Annotated in this window: 13 protein-coding genes; 7 read left to right on the top strand and 6 right to left on the bottom strand. The window is 32.5% G+C overall.

Annotation, left to right across the window (positions count from 1 at the left end; all coding sequences use genetic code 11):
- The first annotated feature begins 49 nt into the window (after positions 1–49).
- Entirely contained in the window at positions 50–958 is a 909-nt protein-coding gene (locus ACKTTV_RS05045; RefSeq protein ID WP_408029722.1) for an OmpA family protein, read from the top strand.
- 86 nt (positions 959–1,044) lie between these two features.
- Here ACKTTV_RS05045 and ACKTTV_RS05040 read toward each other — a convergent pair whose 3' ends face one another.
- Positions 1,045–1,518 carry a hypothetical protein gene (locus ACKTTV_RS05040; RefSeq protein WP_408029721.1) on the bottom strand — a complete coding sequence of 158 codons (474 nt, stop codon included), beginning with the start codon at positions 1,516–1,518 and terminating at the stop codon, positions 1,045–1,047.
- Positions 1,519–1,628: 110 nt separating this feature from the next.
- Between ACKTTV_RS05040 and ACKTTV_RS05035 the strand changes: the two genes are divergently transcribed.
- The 3 genes from ACKTTV_RS05035 (at position 1,629) to ACKTTV_RS05025 (ending at position 3,863) form a co-directional block, all read left to right on the top strand.
- Positions 1,629–2,735: an NAD(P)/FAD-dependent oxidoreductase gene (locus ACKTTV_RS05035; RefSeq protein WP_408029765.1), complete on the top strand. Its 1,107-nt coding sequence runs from the start codon at positions 1,629–1,631 to the stop codon at positions 2,733–2,735.
- Between the two features lie 14 nt (positions 2,736–2,749).
- Positions 2,750–3,202 (top strand): 3-oxoacyl-ACP synthase, encoded by a 453-nt coding sequence (locus tag ACKTTV_RS05030; protein WP_408029720.1) that lies wholly within the window; start codon positions 2,750–2,752, stop codon positions 3,200–3,202.
- A 94-nt stretch (positions 3,203–3,296) separates the two neighbouring features.
- Complete coding sequence (locus tag ACKTTV_RS05025) at positions 3,297–3,863, top strand: outer membrane beta-barrel protein (RefSeq protein ID WP_408029719.1); 567 nt, start codon at positions 3,297–3,299, stop codon at positions 3,861–3,863.
- Positions 3,864–4,211: 348 nt separating this feature from the next.
- Here the strand turns inward: ACKTTV_RS05025 and ACKTTV_RS05020 are convergent, their stop codons facing one another.
- Positions 4,212–5,144, bottom strand: a complete 933-nt coding sequence (locus tag ACKTTV_RS05020; RefSeq protein ID WP_408029718.1) for an ABC transporter ATP-binding protein — start codon at positions 5,142–5,144, stop codon at positions 4,212–4,214.
- Positions 5,145–5,343: 199 nt separating this feature from the next.
- Between ACKTTV_RS05020 and ACKTTV_RS05015 the strand changes: the two genes are divergently transcribed.
- The 3 genes from ACKTTV_RS05015 to ACKTTV_RS05005 all read left to right on the top strand — a co-directional run bounded on the left by ACKTTV_RS05015 (position 5,344) and on the right by ACKTTV_RS05005 (position 6,620).
- Positions 5,344–5,895 carry an RNA polymerase sigma factor gene (locus ACKTTV_RS05015; RefSeq protein ID WP_408029717.1) on the top strand — a complete coding sequence of 184 codons (552 nt, stop codon included), beginning with the start codon at positions 5,344–5,346 and terminating at the stop codon, positions 5,893–5,895.
- Positions 5,882–6,328 carry a hypothetical protein gene (locus tag ACKTTV_RS05010; protein ID WP_408029716.1) on the top strand — a complete coding sequence of 149 codons (447 nt, stop codon included), beginning with the start codon at positions 5,882–5,884 and terminating at the stop codon, positions 6,326–6,328. The genes ACKTTV_RS05015 and ACKTTV_RS05010 overlap by 14 nt, the downstream gene beginning before the upstream one ends.
- Before the next feature lie 73 nt (positions 6,329–6,401).
- Positions 6,402–6,620: a hypothetical protein gene (locus tag ACKTTV_RS05005; RefSeq protein ID WP_408029715.1), complete on the top strand. Its 219-nt coding sequence runs from the start codon at positions 6,402–6,404 to the stop codon at positions 6,618–6,620.
- 54 nt (positions 6,621–6,674) lie between these two features.
- On the opposite strand, the gene ACKTTV_RS05000 is transcribed toward ACKTTV_RS05005, so the two are convergent.
- The 4 genes from ACKTTV_RS05000 to ACKTTV_RS04985 all read right to left on the bottom strand — a co-directional run bounded on the left by ACKTTV_RS05000 (position 6,675) and on the right by ACKTTV_RS04985 (position 12,367).
- Entirely contained in the window at positions 6,675–8,732 is a 2,058-nt protein-coding gene (locus ACKTTV_RS05000; RefSeq protein WP_408029714.1) for a M13 family metallopeptidase, read from the bottom strand.
- 37 nt (positions 8,733–8,769) lie between these two features.
- Positions 8,770–10,935 carry a prolyl oligopeptidase family serine peptidase gene (locus tag ACKTTV_RS04995; RefSeq protein ID WP_408029713.1) on the bottom strand — a complete coding sequence of 722 codons (2,166 nt, stop codon included), beginning with the start codon at positions 10,933–10,935 and terminating at the stop codon, positions 8,770–8,772.
- Positions 10,936–11,080: 145 nt separating this feature from the next.
- Positions 11,081–11,524 carry a hypothetical protein gene (locus ACKTTV_RS04990; RefSeq protein WP_408029712.1) on the bottom strand — a complete coding sequence of 148 codons (444 nt, stop codon included), beginning with the start codon at positions 11,522–11,524 and terminating at the stop codon, positions 11,081–11,083.
- Positions 11,525–11,599: 75 nt separating this feature from the next.
- A complete protein-coding gene (locus ACKTTV_RS04985; RefSeq protein ID WP_408029711.1) occupies positions 11,600–12,367 on the bottom strand; it encodes an MBL fold metallo-hydrolase in 768 nt (255 codons plus the stop codon).
- Positions 12,368–12,428: the final 61 nt, after the last annotated feature.

Genomic DNA, 12,428 nt, shown 5'->3' with positions numbered 1-12,428 from the left:
ACATTTGTTTCCAATAGATGAGAACTATTTAATTTTAATTTTTTTGAAAATGAAAAGAATACTTTACCTATTGGGAATTTTACTCGTTATACTTCTTGGAGCATATTTTGGTTGGAAACTTTGCTGTAATGATGAGGTTGTTGAGGAAGCCAAAGTAGAAATACCAGAACCACCTAAAGAAGATCCTAAACCTTCAATAAGCTTTGGTGTTTTAGATGCTGATGGAAACATTACAATTCCTGTAAATGGAGGGGTGAAATTTAAAAAGTCGAGCATCACTTTTAATTCACCAGTATCTGAAGAATTAGACAAAAAAATTGATCAGTTAAAGGAATACTTAGTTTCAGAAAAAGAAAAGTCATTATCAATTACTTCTTACTACACCAGTGATGAAACTAATAACTCGGTGTTTCCTAATGTTGGTTTGGCAAGAGCAATTTCTTTTAAGAATTATGTTTCTAAAAAAGGAATACCTACAAAATTAATTGATGTTAAAGGCGAGTTGAGAGATGATTTGGAGGTAGATGAAGATGAGAACATTAAGAAACCTTTAAAGTTAAGTGTTGGGAAATCGAAAGATTATTCAAAATTGTTAGCAAGTATTATCAAAGACATTGAGGAAAACCCATTAGTTTTAAATTTCGAAACTGGAAAAACAAAAATAAAACTGAACCCAAATCAACGTAGAAAAATTGTAAACATTTCTACTTATTTAGATAAGGTTGATGCATCTTTTTGCTTAATTACAGGACATACAGATAATACTGGTAGTGCAAAGAGAAATATGTATTTAGGGCAGGAAAGAGCTAATTTCTTAAAAGAGTATTTTACAAAAAGTGGAATATTAGAAGATCGTTTGAAAGCGGTTTCAAAAGGAGAAACAGAGCCTATTGCTACTAATAAAACAAAAGCAGGAAGGGCAAAAAACAGAAGATCTGATGTCGCTCTGAATAAATAAGCTTATAATCAATATAGAATTGCATTTAAATTAAAAAAGCAGCTAAATTAATTTAGCTGCTTTTTTAATTTATTTATGAGCAAGTCTTATTGCATAAAGATTTTCTTTCCTTCCTTTATATTCTCTATTTTAACATATTTAGTTTTGTTACCATCTTTATAACTTAAAACGGCTTCATTTTTTTTAAGTTTAAAAGGGAAGCTCTCTTGTGGAGGTTTATTTCCATACTCCTTCTTTGAGTCTCCATGAAGTTCTAAATCATACTTTGAGTTTTTAGGAGATGAATTATATCTTCCCATTATATATTGTATTTTTCCTTTCGTTTCTAAAACAGCTTTTGTCGTACGGTTTATAAAATACAGTTGATCAAATTCAATTTTTTTACTTGCCGAAAAAGTTAACTGTAAATCCACAGAGTTATTGCCAGGCATTCCACCAACAATGTTTGTGTACGTAGCACTGGTTATAGTAAATGGAGGTTTGTTTTCAAACTTTTGACTTGCACACTGGGTAAAACCAAGAGCAAAAAATAAAATACCGAAGAGTTTCATTATTTTCACAGGAATAAATTTAAATTACACATCTGTTTTTCCTCATTTTTAACTGAGGGGTTATTGTTGTTTGGTCAAGTAGTGTGCCAAAATACTAATTTATTACTGATTAAAAAATGTTGAGTTATAGTTATTGGGAATTAAAGGAATGGTTTTCTAATATTGATTTTACCATTGTAGGTAGTGGTATTGTAGGATTGAATTGTGCTTTGTATCTCAAAAAAAAATATCCAAAAGCAAAGATTGTCATTCTTGAAAAGGGAGTTTTGCCTCAGGGAGCAAGTAGTAAAAATGCTGGTTTTGCTTGTTTTGGAAGCCTTTCTGAGTTAATTGATGATCTTAATACTCATACCAAGGAAGAAGTTCTTAATTTAGTAAAAAAACGTTGGCATGGTTTAGAGCTTTTAAGGAGAAATCTTGGCGATACGAATATTAACTTTCAGCAAAACGGTGGTTATGAATTGTTTTTAAATTCAGAACTTTTTTATCAATGTCTTGAAAAGAAAGATGAAATTAATGCTTTGTTAAAACCGTTATTTAAACAATCTGTCTTTAAAACAGATGAGAACATTTTCAACTTTGGAAATATTCATAATAATTATATAACAAATGTTTTCGAAGGGCAAATTGATACAGGAAAAATGGTTGTTGAACTTTTAAATAAGGTTCTTAAGTCAGGTGTTCAAATTATAAATGCTACAGAGGTTCTAGAGTTTGATGATAATTTGAATGGCGTTTCTATAAAAACTAATAGAGTGGGGTTTACAACTAAAAAGTTGTTGTTAGCTACCAATGGTTTTAGTCGAAAATTACTGAATGAGAAGGTAAAGCCTGCTCGCGCACAAGTTTTAATTACAAAACCAGTTGAAAATTTAGCTATTAAAGGAACATTTCACTTGGATAGAGGTTATTATTATTTTAGAAATATAGATGGTCGTATATTATTTGGAGGTGGACGAAATTTGGATTTTAAAGGAGAGGAAACAACAAGTTTTGAACAAACAGAGTTGATTCAAAAGAAACTTGAAGAGATTCTCCGAGAAATCATCTTACCAAATCAAAATATTGAAATTGAACATCGTTGGAGCGGTATTATGGGGGTTGGAAGCAAGAAAAAGGCTATTGTAAAACAAGTTTCAAATAATGTATATTGTGGTATTAGATTAGGAGGCATGGGAGTGGCTATTGGAAGTATTGTAGGAAAAGAGTTGGCAGAATTAGTGTAATTAAAAGGAAAAACTTGAAGGAATTAAAAGAAGAGCTGTATAATCAATGTATTGAGTACGTAAATAAGCGATTGCAAACTATCGAAAATACTATAGAATCAAATAAACGAGCGTTGCAATCGGAAACCAAAAGTTCGGCTGGAGATAAGCACGAAACTGGTAGAGCTATGTTACAATTAGAAATGGAAAAAGCAGGGCAGCAACTGCAAGGAATAAGGGTAATGAAAGAAACACTGGCAAAAATTGATATTAAAAAGAAATCTGAGACTAGTTGTTTAGGCAGCATTATTAAAACAAACCTTGGAACTTATTTTCTGAGTATCTCTGCTGGACAAATTAAATTTTCAAACAAAGTATATTTTGCTGTTTCGGTTTCTTCTCCAATAGGGAGTTTATTATTAGGTAAAAAAATCAATGAATCCGTTAATTTTAATGGTAAAAACATTCTTTTAGAAGATATTTCTTAGAGAAAAGAGAGGTACTTCAAATTTACTACAGAATTTTTACGAGTGTTTTGAACTGATAAATTCGCCGCATTAAATTTTTATTCCCCCCAATAAAATGAGATGTACGCAAATTTTTCTTTTAGTTATACTATTAATTAGTATCACTAATGTAAACGGACAGGATAGAATGTGTAAATGTATTGATGATAAAGGAATTATCGTTGGTTATAACAATACAGGCTATCAAATTTCAATGCCAAGCGAAGATGCTGGTCAGTATTACAACAATGGTTTTATGATCGGTTTATTCGCTGATGTTGAGCTTAGTGAAAGGTTCCATGTGCAACCAGAATTCTTATATACCATGTCTTTTAGTAACGGTTTAGATTTCAATACGATTGCTATTCCTGTAATTGCAAAGTTTTTTATCACAGACAAAGTTTCTTTACAAGCGGGACCTATGTTTGATGTAATTCTAGACAGAACCTTCATGGGTAATTCAGGAATTAACTTTATGGCTGGTGTTGGAGTCAATATTACCGAAGGAATTGCTGTAACAGCCCGATATTCTCAAAGTTTAACTAGTAGAGGATATACTTACAGAAACGAGTCTATTAACTACGATTTTAATTATTTTCAAGTAGGATTAGCTTTTAGACTCTGGAAGAAACCTGGCTTCTAAGAAGTTTTTGACCTTTAGGAAAACAAATTAGTTTCATTACTAGTACTGTTGAATAAAAGTTGGTTTTTATTCTGTTTAGGAGGTATTTAGTAATGAAGCTTTTTGCTTTTATACAGAAAAAGGAATGGTTTTGTTAAAAGTAAAAAATACTCAGTAAATGGCTTTGGAGGTCTTGCTTTAAATCTGCATTTAAGAATAGGCTTTAAGCTCTAAAACTACTAAAATGACGGAGTGAGTTTCTGATTATAGAACTCAATATTTCAAGATGGTTATGATTGAGTATGGTAGGGTAACTGAAAATAAGATTGTTATACTTATGATGAATGTCAATCGAATCAGTTGTTTTAATCATAAGCAGTTTTGCACTTTTAGCAAAACTGTTTTTTTTTCTTCAATGCTGGATGCATTAGTAAAAAATAATGATTGATTCTTATACAGAGATTCAATTAACCAGTGTGAGCCTTTAAAATAGGCTTTTACTACGGATACACTTAAAGAGCCCTCTTTGGAAATTTGCAGTTGATGAGGATACAATAACTGTTCCTTTCCATTTATATTGATTTCATTGACGTCATCAAACAAAGCAGCAACATATTTTTCTTTTGGGTTTCTGTAAAGATTACTAGGAGTATTGTCTGCAATAACAGTATGATTCCTAATAACCATCATTTTATCAGCAAAGGATAAGGAATCGTTTCCATCATGAGTGGCTACAATACAAGCAATATTTTGCTCTTTTAAATATCGAAATAGTTTTCTTCTTAATGAGTTTTTTTTAAAATTATCAATTTGACTAAAAGGCTCATCGAGTAATAGAAGCTCGGGTTCTTTGGCTAAAGCTCTAGCAATTGCCACCCGTTGTTGTTGACCTCCACTTAAGTTCTTTACTTTAACATCGGCGAATTCTGTCATTTCAATAACTTCCAATAACTCTTCCGTTCGCTTTTTAGCTTCTTCAGGGTAAAATCTTGATAAAAATTTGGCTATATTCTCACTTACACTTGTATAAGGCATTAAGTCAAAATCTTGAGCCACATATTTAAAAAAATCCATTCCTGGTACAAGATAATATGCTGGTCCAAGAATTTGTTCATCATTCCAAAACAGCGTTCCGTTATTTACATCTAATAAACCATAGATTATTTTAAGAAGTGTAGATTTTCCGCATCCACTCTCTCCCATTATACATAAATGTTCACCTTTATTTAATGTGAAACTTATATTCTCAAGAGTCTGTTCTTGTTTAGGATACTGAAACGAAATATTGTTTACTTGAAGCATTCAGCAAAAATAAGGAATCGTTAACTATAAAAAGTCTTTCGTAGATTTAGTTTAGCATTCAAAAAATAAATTATTTCCTTTGAAAAGCTCGTTGAGATTTATGTGATGTTTTTATCTTATTAAAATAATTTCAAAAAAAATGCAATAGAATTAAAATAACTCGTCATTAATAATGAAAAGCGATTTAAAAAGCTTCTAAATGAACCACGAATCAGAAAATGTAAAAAAACTTAAAGCTTTTTTTGATAAAGAATATCATGTTCTCAAGTCGTATGTTGGATCTAAAATAAAACAAAGTATTCATCAAGACCCTGAGGATATCGTTCAAGATGTAGCACTAAAACTATTTGCTTCGGCAAGTGGATATAGTTCTATAAACAATGTTGCTGGTTTTGTGTATCGATCTTTAAAGAATAGAATTATTGATGGGTTTCGAAAAAATAAATCATCGAAATATGATGAAGACCTTAACGAGGCAAAGTTGACTGAACTTACCGAGTTAATTTATGGAAAACCTGATAATGAGTATTCTGAAGAGGTAAAAGAAGAACTTAAAATGGCTATAGAGAGTTTAAAACCTATGTATCGAGATATTATTGTTGCTGTTGATTTTGAAGAGTATTCTTATAAAGAGCTAGCTGAAGAACTCAATATTCCAATGGGAACCTTAATGTCTAGAAGACACAGAGCCTTAGGGTTATTATTAAAGAAAATTAAGAAAGAAAAAATAGAACAGAATGAATTTATTTAAAGAAAAAATGGAAAAACAATCTCCAGGAATGTTGATTGGAAAAGTTGTTTTTATAGCAATTGCTGTTGTTGGATTGGCCATTTTATTTGGTTATCTCATCATGTGGTTATGGAACACTTTGATGCCTGAAATTTTTGGTTTACCAACCGTAACATATTGGCAAGGAGTAGGGTTATTTGTACTGGCTAAAATTATTTTCGGTTTTGGTGGAGGTGACTGCAGCGGAGGGAAAAAATCAAAACATTCATCAAAGAAAAGAAGAAAGCATAAGTTTAAGTCATATTACGAAAAGAACTGTAGAGGAGATTTTTCGGAGTGGGAACATTATGATGACTTTTGGGAAGAAGAGGGAGATAAAGCCTATAGAAGTTACATAGAACGTAAAAATCAAGAAAAAGAGATGGATGGTGGGGAAAGTGATAAAGATGGATAGAATAGCTTTAAAACTCAATTATTGGAAGTAAAAACATTTAAAAGTAACCTGCATACGCAGTAAAAATATAGATATGAAATTATTTATTTTTAAAACAGATATTAACACGAAGCAAAAGGTAGAGTCAATGAATGATGTTTTGGGTAGAGATAATGAGATTATCGATGTATCAATTGACCTTGAAGATATAGATAATGTTTTACGTGTTGAAACTACCGACTTTATTGAAGAATCTGATATTGTGAACAGGGTTCATAGTAAAGGTTTTTATTGTGCTGAATTAGCTGATTAATAAAACAAAAAGCCGACCTAAAGTCGGCTTTTTGTTTATATGAATTGAAATAAATTACCAAATTCTAACTCTTTCTTCAGGTTTTAAATACATATTATCACCTTCTTTAACATCAAACGCTTCGTAAAAAGCATCAACATTTTTAAGAGGCATGTATGCACGATACATTCCTGGAGAGTGAGTATCAGTCATAATTAGGTTTCTAAGAGCCTCATCACGCATTTTAGTTCTCCAAATAGTTCCCCAAGAAAGGAAAAACCTTTGTTCAGGAGTAAAACCGTCAATGTTTTCTGGACGACCATTTTTCGCTAAGAAAATTTGAAGACCTTCATATGCGGCTTGAATACCACCTAAATCTCCAATATTTTCACCTAAAGTAAATTTACCATTTAAGTGCATGCTATCTATAGCAACAATATTATCGAACTGAGCGATTAACTTCTCACCTGCTTTTCCGAATTTTTCTGAATCTTCTTCAGTCCACCAGTTTTTTAGATTTCCATCACCATCGAAACGAGCTCCAGAATCATCAAAACTATGAGAAATTTCATGACCTATTACAGCTCCGATACCTCCATAATTTACAGCTTCATCAGCCTTGTAATTGTAAAAAGGAGGTTGTAAAATAGCCGCTGGGAATACAATTTCATTGTTTACTGGATTAAAGTAAGCGTTTACCGTTTGAGGAGACATTCCCCATTCAGTTCTGTCTACTTCTTTTCCTAGTTTTCCAATGTTTTTATTGAAGTTCCACTTACTAACATTGATTGAGTTTTCAAAGTAAGTTCCACCGTTTTTAAGACCTTTGATTTGTAATTCTGAATAGTCTTTCCATTTATCTGGATAGGCAATTTTTACGGTAAGCTTGTTTAGCTTTTCTAAAGCCTTTGTTTTAGTTTCAGCACTCATCCAAGGTAATGCATTAATTCGTTTTTCGAATCCTAGCATTACGTTGTCAATCATTTCTTTTGCTTTTTTCTTTGCTTCTGGTGGGAATTTTTTATCAACATATAATTTCCCAAGAGCTTCACCAATAGCACCGTTAAGACTTCCTAAAGCACGTTCATCTCTTGGACGTTGTTCTTTAGCCCCTCTCATTTCTTTACTATAAAACTCCCAGTTAGCTTTTTCTAAATCTGTAGATAACAATCCAAGTGCACTATTGATAACGTTCCAACGTAATAATAACTTAACATCTTCAATAGAACGACTTTTAAGAATGTCGCTCATTGCTTTGAAATACCCAGGATCTGTTACAATAACTTTATCAATTGATTCAACTCCCAAGCCTTTTAAGTGTGCTTCCCAATCAATGGCTGGAGATAATTCAGACAGCTCCTTTACAGTCATTGGATTGTAAATTTTACGCGTATCTCTTCTTTCCTCTTTAGTCATTCTTGGTTCTGCAAGACTTTTTTCAAAAGCTACAATTGTAGCTGCATTCTTTTGAGCAGTAGCTTCATCATCACCAAACTCTTGTAACATTTTAGCTACGAAAATTTGATACTTTTCAAGCTTATCTTTTACTTTTTCATCAACATAATAATCGCGGCTTAAACCTAAACCATCAGCCCCCATATACCCGGCATTAACATTACTGTTTTTAAGGTCGTTAAAAACTCCGAAACCATAAAAACCAACGCCTCCATAAGGAGCCATATTTGTTATAAATTCTTGAACTTCGTTGAAGCTTTTAATTTCGTCAACTTTTTTCAAGAATGGTAATACAGGATCTTTACCAGCTTTGTTTCTGGCAAGAGTATCCATGATGGTCTCATAGTAGTTTACTGCCTTTTGCTGATCAGAATCAATTTCATTACCGTTGGCATCTTTAATTTTTGGAAAGTTTCCTTGCTCGATGGCTTCGCTTAAAATAGCCAAAACATCAGCGTCTGTTTTTTTACGTAGCTCTCCAAAACCTCCCCAAGAAGATCGGTCAGCAGGAATTTCTGTTTTGTCAACCCATTTCCCGTTTACATATCGGAAAAAATCATCAGTAGGTTGTACCGAAGTGTCCATGTTTTCCAAAACAATTCCCTGAACTTTCTCCTCAGGTTTTTGTTCTGTTTTACAAGCAATCACACCTAAGGATGCGATTGCTGTTGTAAACATTAGTTTTTTAAAAGTCCTCATTTTGCTTATATATTTATTACGATTTGATTTTTGATTTTGGTGGGTTAGGCAAGCTATCAAACCCCATATTGTACAGGGTAAATCCGAAAATATCAGCGTACTGTTCAATTGTTTTAGCAACTGGAGTTCCAGCACCGTGACCTGCATTGGTCTCAATTCTAATAAGTACAGGGTTATTTCCTTTTTGCTTGTCTTGTAATTCAGCAGCAAACTTGAAACTATGAGCTGGTACTACTCTATCGTCATGATCTCCTGTAGTAACCATTGTTGCAGGGTATTCAGTTCCTGGTTTTACATTATGAACTGGCGAATATCCTTTCAAGTATTCAAACATTTCTTTACTTTGCTCAGAAGTTCCGTAGTCATAAGCCCATCCTGCTCCAGCAGTAAAGGTATGGTAACGTAACATATCTAATACACCAACAGCTGGTAAAGCTACTCTCATTAAGTCAGGACGCTGTGTCATAGTAGCTCCAACTAATAAACCTCCGTTTGAACCTCCTCTAATTGCTAAGAAATCTGATGAGGTATATTTGTTTTCAATTAAATATTCTCCCGCTGCAATGAAGTCATCAAATACATTTTGCTTTTTCATTTGAACACCAGCATTGTGCCACTTCTTACCGTATTCACCACCACCTCTCAAGTTAGGTACTGCGTAAACACCGCCTTGTTCCATCCAAACGGCATTTCCTATACTAAAGCTAGGAGTTAAGCTTACGTTAAACCCTCCATAGCCATATAAAATTGTCGGATTTTTACCGTTTAATTCAAGTCCTTTTTTATGAGTAATGATCATAGGAACCTTTGTTCCATCTTTTGATGTAAAGAAAACCTGTTTGCTTTCGTAATCGTCAGAGTTAAAAGATATAGAAGGTTTCCAGTATAATTTATAGCTTCCATCTTCTACATTATACTTATAAGATGACCCTGGAGTATTATAGTTTGTAAAAGAAAAATATAGCTCTTTTTCTTCTTTCTTTCCTCCAAAACCTCCAGCAGTACCTACTCCTGGTAATTTGATTTCACGAACTAATTTCCCATCGTAGTCATATTGTAATACTTTAGAAACGGCGTCAACCATATATTTAGTGAAGAAGTAATCACCACCTGTTGAAGGAGATAATACATTTTCAGTTTCAGGAATAAAATCTTTCCAGTTTTCTGGAGTTGGGTTACTTGCGTCAACAGTAACTATTTTCTTATTAGGAGCGTTTAGGTTTGTTACTAAATATAACTTGCTCCCTTTGTTTTCGATAACATAGGTGTCACTATCAAAATTATCAATGATAGGAGTTAATTTACTATTTGGATTCGATAAATCTTTAATAAATAATTTATTTCCTGAAGTCGAAGTTGAAGCAGAAACTAATAAATATCTGTCATCTTCAGTTAATGACCCACCAACATAACGGTGCTTTTCTTCTGGAGTAGCTCCAAAAACAACTTGATCAGAACTTTGAGGAGTTCCTAACTTATGGAAATATAATTTATGTTGATCAGTTTTTGCTGATAATACACTACCTTCTGGTTTATCGTAACTTGAGTAATAAAATCCTTCGTTTCCTTTCCATGAAATACCGCTAAACTTAACATCAACTAAAGTATCTCCTTTAATTTCTTTAGTTTCGGAATCCATGATAATAACTTTTTGCCAATCACTTCCTCCTTCTGAAATAGAGTAGGCAAGGGTTTTTCCATCTTTTGTAAAGCTTAAGTTACCTAATGACGTAGTTCCATCTTCTGCGAAGGTATTTGGATCTAAGAATACCTCATCTTTTCCGTTTTCATCAGTTCTGTATAATACGTACTGATTTTGTAAACCATTATTTTTGAAATAATAAGTGTGTTTTCCTTCTTTGAATGGAGTTCCTACTTTTTCGAAGTTCCATAACTCCGATAAACGATCTTTTAATTGAGAACGATATGGAATTTTACTTAAATAATCGAAAGTAACTTCGTTTTCTGCTTTTACCCAATTTTCAGTTTCAGGGCTTCTATCGTCTTCTAACCAGCGATAGTTGTCGGTAACTTTTGTGCCAAAATATTCATCGACAACTGGTTTTTTTTCTGTTTGCGGATATGTCACTGCTATATCTCTTTTAGTCGTTTTGTTGGCTGTTTTCTCGCAAGATACAAGTATAAAACTGGCTGCAAGAACAGGGAATATTATTTTTTTCATTGTGTAGAAATAGTTGGAAAATTCTTCCAAAGTTAGATGAAAAAAAACCAGAGATGTTACATTTTATGATGATTTTAACATAAAATAACATAAAAAAGTGAAAAAAATAAAGAAAACTCGATGGTTTTTTGCTGTTAGTTCGTTTTTAAAAAAGTTCTTTGTTAAGGTTACCTAGAAAAGATTTTGGATGAAAACCTGCATATAACTTTCTGATTTTTAATTTCCAATCATTTTTAAATAGGTTTTTCCAATAATAATTTTTAGGATAAATTATTTTGTCAATGCTTTCATAATGGTCTTCATATTCAAATTTGCCCCATAAGTGCATTATAGCTGGTAATTGAAAGTGATTTTCAAGAAGTTCTACATCACTGTTTTCTAAATCTCCAAGATATATGGGGTGTGTTTTTAGAGTATCTGTAATCATCAATACAAATAAAATCTCATCGTCAATAGCGAGTCTTGGACTAATGGCAATCAAATTAATTGAATTGAGGTTTATGTTGAAAGAATCGCAATGAAGAGCGCGACCTATTTTCGCTTTGGGGGGAGCAGTATATCTGAACTCATTTTTGGTTATTTCGATCATTGCATTTAAATGTTACATTTTAAAAACTAAAAGTACTTAAAATCCAACGGAATGAAATATTAAACCTATTGTTTCTTAAAAAGAAATAGTGTCGCCATCTTCAGGAATAATTGCTTTGTTCAGTATGTTGGATTCTTTTAATACCTCTATCAATTGAGATCGTGTTAGCGGACAATGATTGATGGATTCTAAATGATTGGCGATTGTTACTCCAGAGGCATTCTTTATAAATTTAAGTATATCCTTCTTTGTCATAATTAAATGCTTGAATAAATCAAAGCGTGCCTCTCCACATGGTAAAACATTAATATCCGGTTTGTATTCCTTTAATACTTTATCAATGTCATTTGTATAGATGGTGTCAGAAGCTAGATATATAGTTTTCTCATTGTTTAACGTTAGGTAAAATCCCATAACATTTCCCATGGGTTTTGAAACGAATCCATAACCATGCTTTGCCGGAATTCCTTCAATAGTTCCATCTAAGAAAGGTTCTTTATTCCAGTATGTCAAGCTTTGTACAATATTTAAACCTCTTTTTCTCAAGCTTTTTTCATCTTTAAAACTGCAAGTAACTGGAATATTACGTGATTTAAGAAATTTTACACCTTCATTATCGATATGATCGGGATGTAGATGCGTTATCAAACAATGACTTACTTTTTTAAGCAATTCAGAACTGTTTTCAGGTAAGGACACCGTAGGGTTCTTTTTGGCTTTATGACGGAAAACAGCAAAGGGAGGTAAACTTCCTTTAGAACCTAACATTGGATCAATAAGGATAGCATGATCATTAGTTTCAATAATCATGGTCGCGTTTCTTAGATGATGAATTTTTAACATAACTTGATTTTTAATTCAATGCAAAGTTCAATCATAAAGAAACCCTATACATTGATTCAAA

The sequence above is a fragment of the Tenacibaculum xiamenense genome, from assembly GCF_964513065.1.
Taxonomy (GTDB): Bacteria; Bacteroidota; Bacteroidia; order Flavobacteriales; family Flavobacteriaceae; genus Polaribacter; species Polaribacter xiamenense.
Note: the sequence above shows the minus strand (reverse complement) of the source record. Positions and strands in the feature narration are given on the sequence as shown.

Excerpts from the sequence above, each read along its gene's own strand:
- ACKTTV_RS05000 (WP_408029714.1), bottom strand. The coding sequence starts at position 8,732 with ATGTTTACAACAGCAATCGCATCCTTAGGTGTGATTGCTTGTAAAACA.
- ACKTTV_RS05010 (WP_408029716.1), top strand. The coding sequence starts at position 5,882 with ATGAATTTATTTAAAGAAAAAATGGAAAAACAATCTCCAGGAATGTTG.
- ACKTTV_RS04995 (WP_408029713.1), bottom strand. The coding sequence starts at position 10,935 with ATGAAAAAAATAATATTCCCTGTTCTTGCAGCCAGTTTTATACTTGTA.
- ACKTTV_RS05015 (WP_408029717.1), top strand. The coding sequence starts at position 5,344 with ATGAACCACGAATCAGAAAATGTAAAAAAACTTAAAGCTTTTTTTGAT.
- ACKTTV_RS05045 (WP_408029722.1), top strand. The coding sequence starts at position 50 with ATGAAAAGAATACTTTACCTATTGGGAATTTTACTCGTTATACTTCTT.
- ACKTTV_RS04990 (WP_408029712.1), bottom strand. The coding sequence starts at position 11,524 with ATGATCGAAATAACCAAAAATGAGTTCAGATATACTGCTCCCCCCAAA.
- ACKTTV_RS05025 (WP_408029719.1), top strand. The coding sequence starts at position 3,297 with ATGAGATGTACGCAAATTTTTCTTTTAGTTATACTATTAATTAGTATC.
- ACKTTV_RS05005 (WP_408029715.1), top strand. The coding sequence starts at position 6,402 with ATGAAATTATTTATTTTTAAAACAGATATTAACACGAAGCAAAAGGTA.
- ACKTTV_RS04985 (WP_408029711.1), bottom strand. The coding sequence starts at position 12,367 with ATGTTAAAAATTCATCATCTAAGAAACGCGACCATGATTATTGAAACT.
- ACKTTV_RS05020 (WP_408029718.1), bottom strand. The coding sequence starts at position 5,144 with ATGCTTCAAGTAAACAATATTTCGTTTCAGTATCCTAAACAAGAACAG.